General features: G+C 59.8%; 14 protein-coding genes. 8 read left to right on the top strand and 6 right to left on the bottom strand.

The window, feature by feature from the left end:
• Positions 1-390: 390 nt before the first annotated feature.
• Positions 391-3,462, top strand: coding sequence for a S8 family serine peptidase (locus tag ACIOJF_RS13960; protein ID WP_286172251.1), 3,072 nt, complete (start codon positions 391-393; stop codon positions 3,460-3,462).
• A 90-nt stretch (positions 3,463-3,552) separates the two neighbouring features.
• On the opposite strand, the gene ACIOJF_RS13955 is transcribed toward ACIOJF_RS13960, so the two are convergent.
• The 4 genes from ACIOJF_RS13955 to ACIOJF_RS13940 form a co-directional block, all read right to left on the bottom strand.
• Positions 3,553-4,818, bottom strand: a complete 1,266-nt coding sequence (locus tag ACIOJF_RS13955; RefSeq protein WP_332487398.1) for a glycoside hydrolase family 3 N-terminal domain-containing protein — start codon at positions 4,816-4,818, stop codon at positions 3,553-3,555.
• A 69-nt stretch (positions 4,819-4,887) separates the two neighbouring features.
• Positions 4,888-6,180 (bottom strand): Y-family DNA polymerase, encoded by a 1,293-nt coding sequence (locus ACIOJF_RS13950; protein WP_332594866.1) that lies wholly within the window; start codon positions 6,178-6,180, stop codon positions 4,888-4,890.
• Positions 6,170-6,586, bottom strand: coding sequence for a LexA family transcriptional regulator (locus ACIOJF_RS13945; RefSeq protein WP_105658603.1), 417 nt, complete (start codon positions 6,584-6,586; stop codon positions 6,170-6,172). Before ACIOJF_RS13945 ends, ACIOJF_RS13950 begins: the two co-directional genes overlap by 11 nt.
• An 83-nt stretch (positions 6,587-6,669) precedes the next feature.
• Entirely contained in the window at positions 6,670-7,914 is a 1,245-nt protein-coding gene (locus ACIOJF_RS13940) for a hypothetical protein (protein WP_402741770.1), read from the bottom strand.
• Positions 7,915-7,990: 76 nt separating this feature from the next.
• On the opposite strand from ACIOJF_RS13940, the gene ACIOJF_RS13935 reads away from it, so the two are divergent.
• Positions 7,991-8,845, top strand: coding sequence for an NAD-dependent epimerase/dehydratase family protein (locus ACIOJF_RS13935; protein ID WP_402741769.1), 855 nt, complete (start codon positions 7,991-7,993; stop codon positions 8,843-8,845).
• Positions 8,846-8,948: 103 nt separating this feature from the next.
• Here the strand turns inward: ACIOJF_RS13935 and ACIOJF_RS13930 are convergent, their stop codons facing one another.
• Positions 8,949-10,226: an FAD-binding oxidoreductase gene (locus tag ACIOJF_RS13930; protein WP_133834359.1), complete on the bottom strand. Its 1,278-nt coding sequence runs from the start codon at positions 10,224-10,226 to the stop codon at positions 8,949-8,951.
• A gap of 323 nt (positions 10,227-10,549) precedes the next feature.
• Here ACIOJF_RS13930 and ACIOJF_RS13925 point away from each other — a divergent pair, with 323 nt between their 5' ends.
• A complete protein-coding gene (locus tag ACIOJF_RS13925; RefSeq protein WP_133834358.1) occupies positions 10,550-11,755 on the top strand; it encodes a hypothetical protein in 1,206 nt (401 codons plus the stop codon).
• A 628-nt stretch (positions 11,756-12,383) separates the two neighbouring features.
• On the opposite strand, the gene ACIOJF_RS13920 is transcribed toward ACIOJF_RS13925, so the two are convergent.
• Complete coding sequence (locus ACIOJF_RS13920) at positions 12,384-13,568, bottom strand: sensor histidine kinase (RefSeq protein WP_133834357.1); 1,185 nt, start codon at positions 13,566-13,568, stop codon at positions 12,384-12,386.
• 313 nt (positions 13,569-13,881) lie between these two features.
• Here ACIOJF_RS13920 and ACIOJF_RS13915 point away from each other — a divergent pair, with 313 nt between their 5' ends.
• The 5 genes from ACIOJF_RS13915 to ACIOJF_RS13895 all read left to right on the top strand — a co-directional run bounded on the left by ACIOJF_RS13915 (position 13,882) and on the right by ACIOJF_RS13895 (position 18,769).
• On the top strand, positions 13,882-14,556 hold the full coding sequence (locus ACIOJF_RS13915) for a response regulator transcription factor (RefSeq protein WP_105658609.1): 675 nt from the start codon (positions 13,882-13,884) through the stop codon (positions 14,554-14,556).
• A 129-nt stretch (positions 14,557-14,685) separates the two neighbouring features.
• Positions 14,686-17,244 (top strand): ATP-dependent Clp protease ATP-binding subunit, encoded by a 2,559-nt coding sequence (locus ACIOJF_RS13910; protein WP_402741768.1) that lies wholly within the window; start codon positions 14,686-14,688, stop codon positions 17,242-17,244.
• Positions 17,245-17,394: 150 nt separating this feature from the next.
• Positions 17,395-17,751, top strand: coding sequence for a VOC family protein (locus tag ACIOJF_RS13905; RefSeq protein WP_105658611.1), 357 nt, complete (start codon positions 17,395-17,397; stop codon positions 17,749-17,751).
• A gap of 4 nt (positions 17,752-17,755) precedes the next feature.
• Positions 17,756-18,343 carry a hypothetical protein gene (locus ACIOJF_RS13900; protein ID WP_146112328.1) on the top strand — a complete coding sequence of 196 codons (588 nt, stop codon included), beginning with the start codon at positions 17,756-17,758 and terminating at the stop codon, positions 18,341-18,343.
• A 9-nt stretch (positions 18,344-18,352) separates the two neighbouring features.
• Positions 18,353-18,769, top strand: coding sequence for a GNAT family N-acetyltransferase (locus tag ACIOJF_RS13895; protein ID WP_105658613.1), 417 nt, complete (start codon positions 18,353-18,355; stop codon positions 18,767-18,769).
• The last annotated feature ends 72 nt before the right edge of the window (positions 18,770-18,841 follow it).

Below are 18,841 nucleotides of genomic sequence, written 5' to 3'. Positions count from 1 at the left end.
TCCAGCCAAAGGTTACTATTCAATAACCCCTTGATATATGAGCTACGTCACCTAAGATTCCAGCTATGGGTATACGCACTAGCGGACGTTTACCTCGGACGATCATCAAGGCTCGCACCGCTTTTATGTCGCCCGCCCATGACGGGAGCAGCACCGCTATCCAGCCCAGCTAGGAGAATCATGGTCACTCGCCGCACGCAGAGAGTGCCGCGCCTGATTTTGGGATCAGCCACTGCGCTTGCACTGGCTGTTACCTTGTCAGGACCGGCAAGCGCAGCAGGAATCCCCCAACCAGGCGACGGCGAAAATGCCGCGCCCCTGCCAATCACCAGTTCATCAGCGCTGTCCAACCTGAAAGTCTCCGGACCTCTTGCCAAATCAACTGGTGAAGTGTCTGTTTTCGTTCAGTTCCAGGGTGATGGCGCCTTCGAGACGGTGAAGAAGTCCGGCAAGAAGAAGGACACTGCCAAGGTCAAGAAGATCGGCAAGGAGGTCAAGGCCAAGGGCAAGCAGCTGGCAGCCGAGGCCAACTCGAAGGTCATCTACACCACGCACAACGCACTGCAGGGTGTCGCACTGACCGGTGATGCCGCTGATCTGCGCAAGCTTGCACAGCGTAGCGACGTTGCCAAGATCAGCTCCATCGTTCCCAAGAAGCCCTCCAACCGCAGCTCGGTCGTTGACACCGGCGCCCTGGAATCGTGGAAGTCCCTGGACAAGACCGGTGACGGCGTCAAGGTGGCTGTACTGGATACCGGCGTGGACTACACCCATGCCAGCTTCGGCGGCCCGGGCACCTTGGAAGGCTACAAGGAAGCCCAGGCCTCCGATGAGCTGCCCGGTGCAGATTCGGGCCTGATCGACACCAACAAGTTCATTGGCGGTTGGGACTTGGTTGGCGATGACTACAACGCCGACTCCGACGATCCCACCTACCAGCCAATTCCGCATCCGGACCCTAACCCGCTTGACTGCCAAGCTGCCGGACACGGCTCCCACGTTGCCGGAACCACCGCAGGCTATGGCGTCAACGCCGATGGCTCGACCTTCACCGGGGACTATTCCTCGCTGGACGCCGACGCGCTGGCGCAGATGAAGGTCGGCCCGGGCTCGGCCCCTGACGCACAGCTCATCGGCATCCGCGTCTTCGGTTGCGGCGGCTCCTCCTCCGTGGTTGGCCAAGCACTGGACTACGTACTTGATCCGAACGGCGACGGCGACTTCTCGGACCGCGCCGACGTGGTCAACATGTCCCTTGGTTCGGATCATTCCCCGGCCAACGACCCTGAAAATGACATTGTCGACGCCCTGAGCGCAGCCGGCATCCTCTCGGTTGTCGCTTCCGGCAATGCCGGCGATGTCACCGACGTGGGCGGTTCGCCGGGCAACTCGCGTTCCTCGCTGACCGTAGCCAACTCCGTTGGCTCGCACGTCACCCTGGACAAGATCCAGGTCGATGGTCCCGACAATGTCGCCGGTTCGGCCTCGGGCCAGTACTCGGCGAACTTCAACTACACCAATGCTGATCCGGCCGCCCTGTCCGGAGAAGCAGTGATGGCTCCGGCCGATAACGCATTCGGTTGCGACGCTTTCGAAGAAGGTTCACTGGAAGGCAAGTGGGTTTGGCTGCAGTGGAGCGAGAACGGCGAGTTCCCTTGCGGTTCCGGCGCCCGCTTCAACAACGCTGAAGCCGCCGGTGCCACCGGCGTCCTCTTGGATGCAGAAAGCAACCTGTTCGATGCAGGCATCGCCGGCAACGCGACCATCCCAGGTGCGCAGTTCACCTTGGACGAGTCGAACAAGCTGCGCCCAGCAGCTGAAGCTGGCACGCTGCAGGTTACCCTGTCCCCCGAATTCGTTGGCGGTTCCTCCAGCGAGTCCGGCGTTGCAGACACGCTGAATTCCTCTTCATCGCGTGGCGTCCACGGTTCCAACGGCGTGGTCAAGCCGGATGTGGCTGCCCCAGGTACCCAGATCGGCTCGGTTGGCGTGGGCACCGGTACCGGCACCGCCGTGATGACCGGTACCTCGATGGCCACTCCATTGGTTGCTGGTATCGCCGCGCTGGTTCTGGAAGACAGCGACTACACCCCATATGAAGCCAAGAGCATCATCATGAACACCGCGGCCACCGACATCAAGGCCGCCAATGGCGAAGCCTACGGTCCGAACCGTGTTGGTTCCGGTCGCGTGATGGCCGATGCAGCACTCCAGAGCCCTGCTTTCGCCTACGATTCCGAGGCAGCGGATCTGACCAGCGTGGTCTTCGGCGTTATCGAGCTGGGAGGCAAGAAGCCGTTCAGCGCGCAGCGCGAAATCACCATTGAGAACACCAGCGGCAAGGCGCAGAGCTACGACGCCAACTACGTGGCCGCTACCGAGATCCCAGGCGCAAGCTTCACCTTGGATCGCAGCAGTGTCACCGTGCCGGCCGGCGGCAGCGCCAAGCTGAACGTCACCCTGAGCGTTGACCCGCAGCAGTGGGCCAAGACCATCGATCCAACCATGGCTACCAGCCAGTCCGGTCTGGCTCGTGCCTGGGTTGCCGATGCCAGCGGTCGCGTCGAGCTGACTGCCAGCAATGCTCCGACCCTGCGCATTCCAGTCCAGGCAGCACCCAAGCTGGCTGCTGACATGGAGGGCAAGCTCAAGAAGATGAAGAAGGGCGCGGATACCACCACCCTGAGCCTGAAGGGCAAGGACATCACTGCTGGCGAGGGCGCTACTTCGGTCACCTCCCTGCTCGGCGCCTTCGAACTGGGCGCTTCGAGTGAACGCGGCGACGATTCGCTGGACAGCATCCCGGCGGCCCGTTCCGTGGACCTGCAGCACGTTGGCGCATCGAGCACCGCTGCCCGCACCGGTGTGGCTGACGGCCTGCTGAACGTCGGCATCTCCACCTGGGCCAACTGGGCCCACCTGGCTGGCGGCACCGAGCTGGATGTCGAGATCGATACCAATGGCGACGGCGAAGCCGACTTCGTTACCTTCAACGCCGCATTCGACGAAGTTGACCTTGACCTGGCAGCAACCTTCAACCTCGCCACCGGCGAGCAAGTTGATCTGCAGCCAGTGAACGGCATGCTCGGCGATGTCGATACCAACACCTTCGACACCAATGCAGCGGTCTTCCCGATCTCCCTGTCAGCCCTGGGGCTCGATGAGGATTCGTCGGAGATCTCCTACCGTGTGCTGGGCTACTCCTGGTACAACACCGATGAGAACGGCTCAATGATCCCCGTTGACCAGACCGACTGGATCGACTTCAACGTGGCAGCGCCACAGGTTGATTTCGGTGCAGAAGGCACCTTGTTCACCGATCTGTCCGGTACCCAGATCCCGGTGACCGTTGCCGACAGCACCAAGGCATCGAAGGCACTGTTGCTTCACCTGCACAACGGCAATGATGACCGTGCACAGGTTCTGGAAGTAACTGACGGAAAGAAGAAGGGCAAGAAGTAGGCCTTCCACCTCCCAAGAGCAGGCCCGGGGCACTTCCTAGCGAGTAAGGAAGAGCCCCGGGCCTACACCTTTAAGATCCAGCCGTGCAGCTTATTGCATGCGCAGCTTCTCTTCGAGAACCAGTACTGCGGCTTCTCTGACCTGGGCCGCGAATTTCCCATCGGCCTTGGCCTCGGCGGCCAGGGCCTTCGCCATGGTGATGGCCGGAGCCGATTTAACGCATAGCGGAACAGTTCCGCCGGCGGCCACGAACTTCACTGCGCGCTCGCCCACCGGCAGGTAGCCGACCTGCTTGGCTTCACAGAGATCATCGGAAATCACGATTCCCCCATACCCCATTTGCTCACGCAGCAATCCGGTGATGATCTTCGAAGAGAACGGTGCATCGTTCTTTCCATCGAGCCGGGAGTAGCGGGCGTTGGAGACCATGACCCAGGACTTGCCCTGCTCGATAGCCTGCTCGAATGGCTGCAGATCGCTGGAGTCCGCATCGATCTTCGTATCGGTCACTTTGGTACTGGTATCGGTGTTCCCAGCGACCCGGCCCAATCCGGGGAAGTGCTTGACTACCGGTTGCACGCCTTCGGAGCGCAGCGCTTCGTTCACCGTCGAAATGGCCTTGGAGACCCCCGCGGCGTCATGCGCGTATTCGCGGCCAAAGTAGCCGATGGGTGCGTTGCCGGTGCCGATACTGGCCGGAACAACGTCCGCCACCGGAGCCAGATTCACGTTGATGCCGGCTTCAGCCAGTTCTTTCCCGGCGGCGCCCACTTCACGCTCCAGCTTCGATACAGGCCACCCTCCCTGCGTCAACGCAGTCGGCAGTTCGGTGAAACCGGGGCCCTGGAGCACCCGGACAAAGCCCCCTTCCTGATCGGTGGCCACCCAGGCCGGCAATTGCCCGGGAATGCCGGACTCCAAGCCCTGGGTAATTTCCTGGACCTGGGCGGCGGTCTGCTTCACCGGCAGTTGCGAACGGCCACGCAGGAAGACATTGGAAATTCCCTGCTTCTTCATCGCAGAAATTTCCGCAGCGGTTGCTCCTGTTGCCGGGACACCGGCCATCACGAGGCTCGCTGCCTGTTCGCTGGCGCTCAGCTCGTCGGCCAGCGCTTCTGCTTGCTGGCGCAGCGAGGGTTCCTGGCTGCGGCTAGGCGATGGGCTTTCTTCAGCCCCGGAGTTGCCGGACGGGCTGGGAGTTGCCTGCTGCGCAGGAGTCCTCGTACTGCTCGGGCTGCTGGAACTGCCAGCGGACGTGCTCGAAGCTGCTTCTTGGGCATTCGGCGCACTGCAGCTAGCGAGCATCACCGTCATCAGGATTCCGACTGACATGAGCTGCTTGGCACGGGTAGTCATGAGATCATCCTCCCACCGTAAACTGCGAAGTTGCCGAAGAGCCGAGAACCTTTTGCCGTTGGCAGAACGCTAGGCACGCACCACCAGCAGTTCATCCCAGTCGGTGGTGTAGCGCTGCGAAATATGCTCTCGTTTCATCGACCATTCAGGGATTTTGGCCATTCCGGCATGCCCCAGTCCAATGGATTTGGCACCGAATCGCAGGGAGATGTCCTGGACTACCGACGAGACGTTTTCTTGTTCCTCGGCAGCCGGATCGGGACTCTGGCCAAAGAGGTCCAGCTGTTGCTCGCCCGGAGAATCGCTGAGCCCGGAGAGGATCACTCCCCCGCGAACATAGTCCATCCCCGGTTTCATCAGATCCCGCATCGCGGCAATTGCCAGCTTGCTGAGCACGATGGGATCCCGCGTCGGACGCGACAGGCGCACCTGGGCACTGGGGAATGAGGCTTCTCCCCGGGCGAAGCGGCTGGTGCCCGCGGTGACGGTAAGCAATGAAGCGTACAGGCCTTCGCGCGCCAAGCGGCCGGCAGCCTTCTGCGCATAGATGGACATGACTTCTTCCATCGCTTCATAGGTGCGCACCGGCGTGGAGAAGGAACGGGTGAACATGACCTGGCCGCGGTCCGCGCGCTCCTCCACCGGACCGATGCAACGTTGCCCGTTGAGTTCGAAGACCGTGCGCTGCAAGACGACAGAAAACTTCTTGCGGATCGCCAAAGGGTCAGCTGCTTGCAGGTCCGCGATGGATTCAATGCCCATGGCTGCCAGCTTGGCACCGGTTTTGCGGCCCACGCCCCAGACATCGGTGACTGGAACCCGGTTCAGGATACTGCCCAGGACCTCGGGATCCATGAGCTGCTGGACGCAGACTCCGCCCAGTCCCGGATTGTGCTTGGCAATATGGTTGGACAGCTTCGCCAGGGTCTTGGTGGATGAGACACCCACGCAGACTGGCACCCCGATAGTCTTGTCAATGGCGGCACGGATCTGGGCCGCGGTGCTGCGCACCTGCTCCAGGTTGCCTTCCAGGCCGACGAAAGATTCATCGATGGAATACACCTCGTGCCAGGTCCCGAAGCGTCCGAGCAATTCCATGACCCGGGCAGAAATGTCCCCGTACAGTTCATAGTTGCTTGACCGCACCGCAAGGTTGTGGGAGTCCATATAGCGTTGGACCTTGAAGAAGGGTTCTCCAGTAGGAATGCCCAGATCCTTGGCTTCCTGGGAACGGGCCACCACGCAGCCGTCATTGTTCGACAGCACCACCACGGGACGATTGCGCAGCGAATAGTCGAAGGCCCGCTCGCAGGAGACGTAGAAATTGTTGACGTCCACCAGGGATACGTGGTCAGCGGACATGATGCAGGCACCTGGTAATGACGCCGAAGACACTGACCTCATCGCCTTCGGCCAGTACTACGGGCAGGGGCGATTCATCGCTGAGCAGCCCAACCTCGTGGCCGTCAATCTGCCAGCGGCGCACCAGCATCTGCCCGTTGAGGTTGACGATGACCACAGAGCCGTGGCGCACGGCCAGCGATCGGTCCACGATCACTTCATCGCCGTCGAAGATACCAGCTGACCGCATGGCGTGGCCCGAGACGCGCATGATGAAAGTGGAGACACGGTCACGGACCAGCAACCGGTTCAGGTCCAGTCCGCCGTCAAAATAATCGCGTGCTGGCGAGGGGAAACCCATCGCGGATACCGCTTGGACCGGCCCTTGGGTTGCTCCCGGAGGCATCAGCTCCTGCTCTTCAGCCACACCCCACCACTTTCTAGTACAAATATTCGAATACTTGAATTGTAGCGTGTTATCCAGCAACCTTCATGTTTCCGGCGAGCGCGCTAGCCCCGGGATTCCGTGGCAGAGGTCCTCCCATGGACCCTGGCCTGTGCTTTCCAGCTGTACAGCGCGGCGGATACAACGATAACCAGCAGCGTCGCGGCACCGGAGACCACGATAATTGCCCTGGCCGGGCCAATCAGCAATCCCGGGGTGCCGATGAGATAGCCCAATGCGACCATGATGTTGATGAGCATCCGCAGCTGCGCCCAAGCAGCACCATGGCGGGATTCCGGCACGTATTCGTAAATGGCTGTTCGCACTCCAGTATTGTGCAGTCCATTGCCCAGCCCGCCGGCAAGGAACACCAAGGCCAGGCCAGCCGCGTTGGACCAGAGCCCTTCCGTGAGGATCGCGGCGCCCACCAGCCCTCCACCGAGCAGAATCGGCAAGGCGCTTCGGGTACCGAAGCGGCGATTGCCTCCCAGCAGGGAACCGAACACTGCGCCCACGGACCAGGCACCGAGCAATACCGCGTATCCAGTGTCGTTATCGGTGATCCCGCGCAGGTAGAACACCCCCGAAACGCCTTCTGCTGCGGTAAACAGCACGATCGCTGCCACCGGGAGCAGCAAGATCCGCAATTGTGGATTGCGCGTCAAGGCAGCTCCACCGGGCGATACCGGTCCACCCGGATCCGGCTCGTTCCCTGCGTCTGCTCCTTTCCCGTTGGCGGCTTGCGAGCGGGACAGGAAGATGGCCGCCAGGGCCAGTGCCAGGAATCCTGCCGCCGCGTACCAAAGCACCGCGCCGATCCCCGCTTTCGCGAAGACGAGTGAAGCTATCGCCGGCGCGATGATTCCCGCCAGGGACGTCGCTACGACAAGGAAACTGCTGGCACGAGCAATGCTGAAGCCTCCGCGGATGCGCGGAATGATCTTGAAAATGACCGCTCCGTTAACCACCGCGCAAATACTGGCCACAGGCATCAAGGCGAGGCTCGCGAAGATATTGGAGGCAATGGCCATCACCGCGAAAATCGCCACATGCACGCACAGGTTCAGGATCCACACCCTGAAAAGGGCTGCCCCGTCCACCCAACGCCCTATAGCCGGGGCGGCAAGGGTCGGCGGAACCAAGCCGGCGAGGAACAACGCGGTTACGCCCCAGGACCCCAACTGATCCGCGGATTCCAGGGTCAAGGCAAAGACCGCCATGCCCTCGCCGAGCATGGAGAGCAATGCAACCACGCAGAACAGGACACAACGCACCGAAGACTGCACCTGGCCCCCTTCCTCCGCGCGCATGCCACGCTGGCCTAAAGGTTCTAGTCTATGGGTAGGGGGATTCGCCTCCGAGGACATATCGCACCAAAGGAGTCTCGTGAAAGTATTACTGGTCAGCTGCGGAGATGTCGCCACCGAGGCAGGACTGCGGCTCCAGCAGGAGGGCCATCGCGTCACCGGCTGGCGGCGCAACAGCCAGAAGCTGCCCGCAGGATTTACCGGCCACGCCGTAGACCTGCTCGATGCCGCCCAGTGGCCAAGCATCGATCCGCAGACCGAAATCGTCGTGCTCACTCCCGTGCCAGCCACCCGCGATGCCGATGGCTACACGCGCGGCTATCTGCAGGTCGCCAAAGAACTGGCTTCACGGCTGGCAGCCCAATGCCCCAATCTTCGCCGGCTTATCTACATCTCCTCCACCGCAGTGATGGGCGGCGCCAACGGAGAACTCGTCGACGAATCAGCACCGCTTGCCCCAGCTAGCCCCGCCGCGCAGGTCCTTGCGCACACCGAGGCAGCGCTCGCCGGCAGCGGCCTGCCGGTAACAATCCTGCGGGCGTCGGGAATCTACGGCCCGGGCCGCACCCGGCTCATCGATCACGTCACTGCCGGAGCCGCACAGATTCCCGCGGGCTCGCATTGGACCAACCGCATCCACCGCGATGACCTGGCCGCGGCCATCGTTCACGTTGCGGCGCTGGGAGAGCAAGCCGCTGGCCTCTACCTGGCCAGTGACAGCACCCCAGCCCAGCTAGGCGAGGTCTACCAGTTTTTGGCCAAGGAACTTGGTTTGCCTGCGCCGGAAGAGGCAGGACAAGCCCCGGCACGACGTGCTGCCGACCGCCGGCTCGATAATTCCAAGCTGCTAGCCAGCGGGCTTGAACTGCAGTATCCAGGATTTGCCGAAGGCTACCGCGCGATCCTTGCCGGGACATCAACCCGCCATGCCTAAAGCGCGTAAAAGACAGCCTTAAAGGAAAACCGGCTTGCAGCGCATCGCCATGATGCACCGCAAGCCGGTTGTTTTATTTCGTTCCGGGTGTGGACCGAAACGCTTAGAACCCCTTGCGCAAGGGGTTGAAGTGCCGGGCGATGCCTGGAACCTGCTGGCCAGCAATCTGGGCAGCCAGGATCTTGCCAGTCAGCGGTCCCAGCGCAACGCCCCACATGCCGTGGCCGCCGCCAACCGACACGCGCGAGGATCCGGTCTGGCCAATGAGTGGCATGCCGTCCGCGGTGCATGGGCGTCCACCCACCCATTCTTCTTTGCGGTTCTCCCAGTTAATCCCCTGGTAGACCGGGGTCGCAGCGGCAACGATGGCCTCAATGCGCTTCGGCTCCAGCTTGTGGTTGGCGTCGCGGAATTCCATGGTGCCGGCGATGCGGAAACGATCGCCCAGCGGGGTGCAGGCAACGCGCTGGGTCGGGAAGTAGATCGGGTGCGTTGGCATGTGTTCCGGCTCCACGGTGAACGAGTAGCCGCGGCCTGCCTGAACCACAACGTTCACACCGAACTTGCTGGCCATGTCGGTCATCCAAGCACCGGTAGCCAGCACCACGTGATCCGCGGTGATTGAACGGCCTTCGGAACCGATGACGGTGACCGAGCCGCGATTGTCGCGCACATCGGTGACGTTGAAGGCTCCGATGATGTCGCCGCCGCGGGCGATGACGGATTCGGCCAGTGAATCCATGAACTTCGGCGGGTTGATGTAGCGCTGGTTCTTGATGGCTACGCCCGCAGCGACCTTATTGGACAGGGTCGGCTCGATGCCGCGCAACTCGTCGCCGGTGAGCAATTCGTAATCAACTTCGCCGCCGGTCTTCTCGATCATCTCGAATTCATGCAGCAGCGCATCGCGGTCGCTGAGCGAGGTGAATCCGGTCAAGAATGGATTTGCCGGCTTGGTCGGCTCCTGCACGCCCGGCCCTGCCGAAGTCGCCTGCGCGATTTCGTCGAAGGCATCCAAACCGGTTGCGCCGATTTCCGAGTAGACCCGCATGGCTTCTTCCCACTTCTTCGGGGTCGAGTGCCAGGCAAAACCGATCAGGAAGCGGAGCAACTTGGCATCGGCCTTCAGCGGAATGTACAGCGGGGATGCCGGGTCGAGCATCATCTTCAGGCCGTTCTTGAAAATTGCAGGCTCCGCGATGGGCAGGGTCAGGGCCGGGGTCAACCAGCCGGCGTTACCCCAAGAGGAACCGGACGCGACGCCGCCGCGATCCACGACGGTGACCTTAATGCCCGCTTCCTGCAGGTACCAAGCGGTCGACAGGCCAACAAAGCCAGCGCCTACAACAACGACATGATCTGGCACGCCTACTCCAGCCATGATCCACTCTCCTAGCATTTCGACGGCCTCTCCACACGAGCCCGCATGTCTTCACTGTCGCGCGATCCTCAGGGAAAATCAACGCGTCCTGACGATTCGACGGTGAGCGCCACCACACCGGCAGGAGGTTCGTGTTTCTTGCGGTAAATGATTGCCTATTCCGAACTTTCAACAAGTACTTCCTCCCGTACGGGCACTTTCCCCAGAGGCTGCATCACTATCGCCCATCGGGAACTTCGCCCCCAGCGCGTCCTGCGTAGACTGGAGAGAAGCGAATTACCAATCCCGCCGATCAGCCATTTCTAAGGAACTGCACCACACTCATGGCCTCACGTAAACCAGCCAAGAAGAAGCCTGCCCAGGGTCATCCAGCCCGCCGTTCCGGCGCCAGCAGCGTGCCTTTTGAATCCGAAGTGCGCCAAGCTCTTCAGCCGTTCAAGTCCTCGCTCTTCCGCCACTTCCACGAAGAGGGCCAGGCAGCTAGCGAGACCCGCGCAGCGCTCGAAGGGCTCACTACCCTGCTGACCGTGCATGCCCAGTTGCGCCAGAGCGTTGACGTCAAAACCCTGGATCCGACGATTCTGGGTGAACAGTTGGGCCACTTGACGTCGCTGGGCAAGGAAGTTTCGGAAGCCAGCGCTGCGATCCTCAAGCATTACCTGACTTTCCTGGGCACGACCGCTAATTTCGGCGGAAGCGTGGATGACTTCAAGCAGACTTTCGAGTTCCTCTCCCGCATGGCTGGCGATTCACCCATCGTGGCGCCCTATCTCGAAGATGATGAGGCCAACGGCAGCCTCGAAGCGATGCCCTTCGTTTTTGCGGCTCGCGAGTTGATCAGCTGGGTTGGCGAAGGCAAGCCGACCACCCCAGCTGGCGTACTCACCGGCGATACGCTGCAGGATGCGGCCAGCGCGCTGGGCCTGTTCGTCAAGGTCGATGAATCCGCCGGCGTTCCAGAAGATGCCCAGTGGGAGCCGGAAGACGGCACTGCCGTTTCTTCGCTGGCCGACATTCCACGCCTATCGGCATACTGGGACGCCCTGATCGGCACGGCCATGCTGCGCTACCAGGAACCGAACGCAACCCCAACCGAGTCGCTCAGCGATGCGCTGCTGGCATCCAGCGGACAAGGCGCCCGCTTGGTCAAGGAGCTGATTGCAGAGGTTCTCTACTCGCACATCCTGATCAACACCTTGGAGCAGCCGGGCAAGGCGCAGATCGCCGAGATGTTGGCCGGCGTGTTGAGCAATGCCGCATCATCGACACCGCCACGTGCCGAGTTCGCGTTGCAAGTTCCGACCGAAGATGACCTTCCCGCCGAGCAGCATCACCTGATTGCCAGCCTTGAGGAGGTTGTCCCCCAGGTCGAGTCCCTGCTGCGCGTCTTCGAACGCGAAGGCCTTGTCGAGATTAATGACGAGATCACGATTCCTGTGGTCTTGCGTTCTTCACTGGAACGAGCGCTGGCCAAGGTTTCTGATCACGTTTTGAAAGACACCCAAGAGGCAGAGGCCTCCGAGGTTTAGACCACCAGCAACGGCAAAGGGTGCGAGAGCTAATTCGAGTTCTCGCACCCTTTGCCGTTGATTCATCGATTAGGCGCTGCGCGTGGCCAGCTCGGCGTCGTGCCACGGCAGGCGATCGAACCATGGGCCCCGCTTGGTTCGCCGGCCTTCACGGCCAAAGAATCTGCGGTTGCTTCTGCGTTGATCGCAGCATCTGCCGTCTTGCTATCAAAGCCGCCCTTAGGCTCCACGGCCAGGCCTTATTGTTGCCAAACAACCGTATCCGCCTGGGTACTCATGCGCTCTCGCTTCCCAGACAGGAAATGCTCTCCATAGGCGCAACACCCCGCCACGCAGGCCCATTCCGGCCTGAGGTGTGAGGCAGAACGCAGAAACACGGGCTGGGTTTAAGTTATAAAAGGTACGTTGCATTACTGACAGACAACGGCGTGCGATGGGGGCACAGCGCCGATGAAAGATCAGTCCGTTTACGCAATGCAACGTACCTTTTAATCACCCTCGGATCCTTAGTGATGCCACTCGCAAAACACCACCAAGTACCTTCCCGGTGATCGGTCTTCACCGATACATGTCTAACTTATCGCGTCCTGCGAAAATCCGAAATCATACTTTAGTAGGAGGGCAGGGGTCAGAACGGGATGCTTGCGCGCAGTGCCCAAACACCGTTTTCGGAACTGGTTGCAAACTTTCCACCAAATGCACGCATCCTGTCACCCATGCCAATCAGGCCTGTCCCGCCTTCGGGCAACCCACTCGCCTTCTTGTCGAAATTCCCTATCTGATTAGTAATTTCCAGGATGCCCTCTGCCCCTTGGACCGTGAGTTCGAAGGTGCACTTCCCGCCCAAGGCACCGTGCTTTATCACATTTGTTGTACCTTCTTGCATGACCCGATAAATCGCAGTCTGTGCAGAACGGGGCAATTCGGAAATTTTCTCGTCAGTGGTGGAGCTCACCTCGAAATTTGCCTCTTTTAGCCTCTGAACGAAAAGTTCTGCACCCTGAAGCGCGTAAACAGTAGTAGCGGCCGGCTTATCAATGCCCTGGGACGAGGGATCTGCCATGGTCCCATCAGCCCTCAGGACATTGAGCATCAGGCGTAAATCGTGCAAAGTCTCAGTACTCAGTTTGGCGATGACATCCAGAGCTTCGAGGGCCTTCTGCCCATCGTTTGCGAATTTCGCGGCCTTCGACTGCATGGCCACGACCGTGATGTCATGCGCGACAATATCGTGCAGATCCCGGGCAATGTTCTTTCGCTCCCGGTCGACAGCAAGACGAGTCTGCTCTTTGACCGTATGCATTTGCCGAAGAGCGAGCTCGTTCTTCTCGCGCAGCAAGTAAATATTCCTCGTTAAGAAGAACGCCATCGCCGTCAACGGGGCAATCCCGACAAGCAGAACCGCGTCTTGCCCGGACTGGATGCCGAACTGCACCATCCACGCTGCGGACAAGGTTAGGAATAAGGCCCTAACACTCATGGCACTGGCCGTAGCTGCCAGCGCCGAAAAAATCATGAATGAAACGACAGTCCAGAAGAACAAGGCGCCGTCCGTGAGGAAGAAATAGGCAACTGCCACAAACAATCCGACGGATACGGCAACCCAGCGAAGACCAAGCGCAAGAATTGCGCACAGTCCTACGCCGAGCAACGCGCCTCGAACCGAAATATCCGACGAACCACTAAATCCGTCTTCCAGCAGAGTCACGAACTCACTACTGGAAACCGCGATCAGAACCGCAATACCAGTCCAAACAATGACACCCCGACCAGCGAAGAGCTTGGTCAGGGTGTCCTTTAGTCGTCCATTCATATGCCGAATAATTCCCGGCTCAGATGATCAAGTCAAATAAACCGCGTTATGGGCAGGCGACGCCGTAGCGTTTGCAGAACCACTCCGAGAAGGCTGAGCCAAAGCCAGCAGGAGTAGCAACGTTGCCACTGCTGGAGGCTGGAGAGCTCGCAGCAGATGCAGGAGCTGCCACGGCGGTCAATGGTGCCAGAACTAATGCTGCTACGGCCAGCATTTTCAAACCCTTCATAACAAACTCCACATCAGATCAACTTATATACTTTCAGGTGAACAGGCCAACATGAGGCCACCCACATCGAATCAGAGGAATCAGATGGAACAAATAAAGGTCCTTATTGTCGATGATGAACCTCTAATTCGGCATGCGTTGGGCACAATCCTAGCAACAGACCCCGGAATTGTAACGGTTAATTCTGTTGAAAATGGACAGGCCGCCGTCGAGTATTGCAGCGGCAATCAAGTGGACGTTGTGCTCATGGATTTGCAGATGCCGATAATGGACGGGGTTAGCGCTACTAAAGCAATCAAATCTGCCGAAGACAGCCCCTCAGTGCTTGCCATTACCGCCTTTTCTTCGGACGACTATCTGGTTCCGGTACTGACCGCTGGGGCCAGCGGATACTTGGTAAAAGACTCTGAACCAGATGAAATTATTCATGCGATCCATGCCGTTCACCAAGGAACTGCAGCCATTTCCCCGTCGGTTTCTTCTGATCTAGTTTCTGCGGTTCGCGAAGCTTACCGGGATAATTCCCAAGACATTCAAGAACTGGCCTATGACTTGGGAATTACCAATCGGGAATTCGAGATTCTAAAACTGCTCGCACGCGGGCTAAACAATACCGAGATTTCAAGAACTCTGACTATTTCCGAAACCACGGTTAAAACCCATATGGCGAAGATTTTCGTTAAGCTGAATGTTCGCGATCGGGTCCAGGCCCTGGTTGCGGCCGCGCGTATGGGCCTTATCGAAATCCCGAAAGACTAGCGCCTGCTTTCCAGCTATTAGTGTGAAGTCAACCTCTTTGACACCTTGCCCGGCTGGTTCGGGAATATCTGCGCGCCATATGCGTTGAACATGAGCATAGACCGCTCAAGTTTCTATTAGGAGGCTCACTTGCCAGCATTTTTCGGCGCACCGTCAGATGGCTCGTTTGAGGAATTCCTCTCTCGATTCCTGTCTTCACGTGCCCAGGCAGCACGTCCCATCGACCTCACGCGCCTGCTTTCCGCCCGCACCCACGAAGCGGTAGCCACCGCGGCAGCGATTTCCCAGGAGCATGGCCACGACGAGATTGATTCGCTGCACCTCCTGATGGCCCTGCTGCGCACCGAACCAGTCGGCGAGCACCTGACCGCCATGGGTATCGACATCGAGGCTTTGAGTGCAGATGCCATCGCGCGCATGCCCAAGTCCCAGGAGAAGGGCGAGAAACCATCCCACCTATCGTCGGCAGCTCAGCGCAGCCTCTTTGACGCCTATCAGGTTGCTCGTAACTACGGTTCGACCTACATCGACCCTGATCATCTTTTCCTGGCCTTCGTTTTCAACCCGGAATCTCCGGTCAGCCAGCTCCTGGCGCAGCACGGCATCACCGGCCAGTCCTTGCAGCAAGCCGCCATGGAGCAGGCCCAGCGTGGCCAAAACGATGCCCAGAACCAGTCCGATTCCGAGTCCGACGTGTCCATGCTCGAACGCTACGGAACCGATCTGACCCTGCTGGCCTCCGACGGCCAGATTGATCCGGTGATCGGACGCAAGGAGGAACTGGATCAGGTTATTGAAATCCTGGCCCGTCGCACCAAGAACAACCCTGTGCTGATTGGCGAGGCCGGCGTGGGCAAGACCGCCATTGCCGAAGGCCTGGCCCGCGCCATCATCGATGACCAGGTACCAGCCCAACTGCGCAATGCGGCCTTGATCTCCATTGATCTTCCGGGCATGCTCGCCGGAACCCGCTACCGCGGAGATTTCGAGCAGCGGCTCACCGGCCTGCTCGACGAGGTAGCCGCAGCCGAGGGGCAGGTGCTGATATTCATCGATGAGATGCATCTGCTGGTCGGTGCAGGCTCTGGCGAGTCCGGCAATATGGACGCCGCAAATATCCTCAAGCCGCGTTTGGCGCGTGGCGAGCTGCACATGATCGGCGCCACTACGCTCGATGAGTTCCGCAAGGTGGAGAAGGACAGCGCGCTGGCTCGGCGCTTCGGCAAGGTTACTGTCGCCGAGCCGTCGGAGGAAACTGCACTGGCCATTTTGGACGGCCTGCGCGAATCCTACGAGGATCACCACCAGGTGCAGTACACCCCCGAAGCGCTCAAGGCCGCGGTGACGCTCTCTGCCCGCTACCTGAACGACCGCCAGCTTCCTGACAAGGCCATCGACTTGATCGATATCGCCGGTGCCCGGCGGTCCATCGCTGCCGGAGATGCCGAGGATGTGCAGTCCCTGCGTGCCGAATTGGTAGACGCCGAGCGCGAGAAGTCACGCGCTATCGGCGAGGAACGATTCGAAGAAGCTGGCGCATGGCGTGACCACATCGTGGAGATGACCGCGCGCATCAAGGCTGCTGAGGAGGCCGGCGATGCAGGGGTCACCCGGGTAGTGGATGAGAAGCAGATTTCGGAAGTGATCTCCCGATCCACCGGCATCCCCACCTCGCGCATCTCGGGAGATGACAAGGCACGCTTGGCTTCGCTGGAAGATTCCCTGCATGCTTCGGTCATCGGCCAGCACGATGCCGTTGCCGCTGTGGCACGCGCCGTGCGTCGCAACCGTACCGGAATGTCGCCAGCAGGTCGCCCCATCGGCTCGTTCCTTTTCCTGGGTCCCACCGGCGTCGGAAAGACCGAACTGGCCAAGGCCCTGGCTGCAAACCTCTTCGGTTCGGCCGAATCGCTGGTTCGCGTCGATATGAGCGAATACGGTGAGAAGCACACCGTGGCGCGCCTGATCGGAGCACCTCCGGGGTACATCGGCCATGACGAGCCCGGCCAGCTGACCGAGAAGATCCGCCGCAACCCGTATTCGGTCGTGCTGCTCGATGAAATCGAGAAGGCCCACCCGGACGTGTTCAACGTGCTGCTGCAGGTACTCGATGACGGCCGGTTGACCGACTCAGCCGGGCGCACTGTCGATTTCTCCAACACGCTGATCCTGATGACCAGCAACCTCGGCGGCGAGTACTTGGCCAACAAGGCCGGAAACTTCGGTTTCACCTCCGCCAATGCCACCAGTGAGGCTGGAGAAATCCGGGCCAAGGTCATGGGCAAGGTACGCGAGTTCATGCGCCCAGAGTTCCTGAACCGGCTGGACGAGGTACTGCTGTTCTCCAAGCTCTCGCAGTCCGAGATTGGCCAGATCGTCAAGCTGGTCATCGCCGAGACCGAAGCTCGCTTGGTGGACCAGGAGCTGAAGCTGGAGGTGAGCGACGCTGCCGTACAGTGGCTGGCAAACGAAGGCTACGACCCCGAGTTCGGTGCTCGCCCGCTGCGCCGGCTGGTACAGCGGAAGGTACAGGATGCCATTGCCGACCTGCTGATCTGTGATTCGCTTGCCGCTGGTGACACCGTTTCGGTGGACTACGCCGCTGGCATGCTGAAGGTGCAGAAGAAAGTCGAGATGCCGACTCCACCTGCTCACAACGAGCACGCGCCAAACTACTTCGATAGCTAGGCCGGCATAGCCCATAAAGGGGCTTGCTCGGTCGGGACTTCCGTCCCGGCCAAGCAAGCCCCTTTTCTTCACTTAGAAAGTGCGCTAGTCAGCGGCAGAAATGCAGTCAACCTCTAGCTAAGCAGGAAGACTCCCGGTACCTTTGACTGCATGGCGAACATTGGAATGATCACCCTTGATGCCCTTGACGAGAAAGCTGCCTCGGCTTGGTGGAGGGCTGTTCTGGGCGGGAAATATCTGGGCCAGTACCCGGGGTTCACCATGATCAGCGTCCCTGGCTTCAGCGCTCGGTTGGGGTTCCAAAAAGTTGATGAGATCACTGCCGGCAAGAACCGGGTTCATCTCGACTTGGAAGCAAGCACCAGCCGCGAGCAGGAAGTCACCCGTTGCATGGCTGCTGGCGCAACACGCGTTGAGGACCACACCGAAGATCCCACTTTTGGCTGGACCATTATGCGCGATCCTTACGGAATCGTCTTTTGCATTTCCGACCCACACGAGGACTGAGGACATGTCGCTGTTCGCCAGGAAATCATCGGAGGCTTCGACTCACCGGGTGCAGATCCATTTTGCCCAGCCGATGACCGAACGCCTGCGCAAAGATCATGAGGCGGGCCTGCTCGATACATTGTTGCCCAAATACAAGTCTTCCGGAACCATCATCAGCGCCAAGACCACATTGGACGCGGCTGAGGAGCCGATCTCCAGCGACATTAACCTTGAAGTGGCCACCCCCGAACCGAAGAAGCTGTTTTCCGAATTGCTCTCTTCGCTCATCGATGGAGGACTGGGGCATGGTTCCTGGCTGATTATTGATGGACAACGCACCGAAGTAGGCGGCAGCGAGTACGTTTTGCTTCGAACCAGGCTTGGGGCCGAATCGGAATCGGATCTGGAGCCAACAGTCAGGGCCCTGCAGCATGCATTGGGTGACGGCGAAATCGGATGGCATGAGGATGTCTACTACCGGCATGATGGCCCGGTGTTCGTTTACAACGGCGACTCCGCCCAAGCCATCATCCACACATTGGAAACAGAACTGGTGAAGCATCCGTTGCTGGGCAACGCAGAGATCCTTTCGGTTTCCCCGCAACAGTAAAAGGACTCGATGGAACTCTCCACCACTAAGGTGCCTTCCGAGGAACAAATACTCTCGCTCTACAACGCGGTGGGCTGGAGCGCCTATACAGACAACCCAGACGTACTATTTGAGGGCCTGAAGAATTCAGCATGCGTAATCTACGCCTACGACGTAGACCACCAGTTAATCGGCCTTGTGCGCGTGGTCTCGGATAATGCCACCATCTGCTACGTCCAGGACATCCTGGTGCGTCCATCTACGCATCGCACCGGCGTAGGCCGTGCTTTGTTCTCTGCCGTACTAGTGAAATATGAGCATGTGCGTCAGCTGGTCCTGATCACCGATGATGAACCCGGGCAACGTGCCTTCTACGAATCCATGGGGCTCACGGAAGCGTCGGATTTCCGTCCCGGTGCGATCCGGACCTTTGCCAAATTCTCGTAACAGCTCTCCCTTCGCTGCCTGGCCTGTATAGACTGACCATTCATCGATAATGAGGAGTTATTCTTGCGCACC

The organism is Glutamicibacter sp. NPDC087831 (genome assembly GCF_044742845.1).
Taxonomy (GTDB): Bacteria; Actinomycetota; Actinomycetes; order Actinomycetales; family Micrococcaceae; genus Glutamicibacter.
The sequence above is the reverse complement of the archived record's forward strand: the minus strand, read 5'-3'. Positions and strand labels throughout refer to the sequence as shown.

Coding starts and splice junctions, on each gene's coding strand:
- ACIOJF_RS13955 (WP_332487398.1), bottom strand. CDS start 4,818: ATGACTACCCGTGCCAAGCAGCTCATGTCAGTCGGAATCCTGATGACG.
- ACIOJF_RS13950 (WP_332594866.1), bottom strand. CDS start 6,180: ATGTCCGCTGACCACGTATCCCTGGTGGACGTCAACAATTTCTACGTC.
- ACIOJF_RS13940 (WP_402741770.1), bottom strand. CDS start 7,914: ATGCGCGCGGAGGAAGGGGGCCAGGTGCAGTCTTCGGTGCGTTGTGTC.
- ACIOJF_RS13930 (WP_133834359.1), bottom strand. CDS start 10,226: ATGGCTGGAGTAGGCGTGCCAGATCATGTCGTTGTTGTAGGCGCTGGC.
- ACIOJF_RS13925 (WP_133834358.1), top strand. CDS start 10,550: ATGGCCTCACGTAAACCAGCCAAGAAGAAGCCTGCCCAGGGTCATCCA.
- ACIOJF_RS13920 (WP_133834357.1), bottom strand. CDS start 13,568: ATGAATGGACGACTAAAGGACACCCTGACCAAGCTCTTCGCTGGTCGG.
- ACIOJF_RS13915 (WP_105658609.1), top strand. CDS start 13,882: ATGGAACAAATAAAGGTCCTTATTGTCGATGATGAACCTCTAATTCGG.
- ACIOJF_RS13905 (WP_105658611.1), top strand. CDS start 17,395: ATGGCGAACATTGGAATGATCACCCTTGATGCCCTTGACGAGAAAGCT.
- ACIOJF_RS13900 (WP_146112328.1), top strand. CDS start 17,756: ATGTCGCTGTTCGCCAGGAAATCATCGGAGGCTTCGACTCACCGGGTG.
- ACIOJF_RS13895 (WP_105658613.1), top strand. CDS start 18,353: ATGGAACTCTCCACCACTAAGGTGCCTTCCGAGGAACAAATACTCTCG.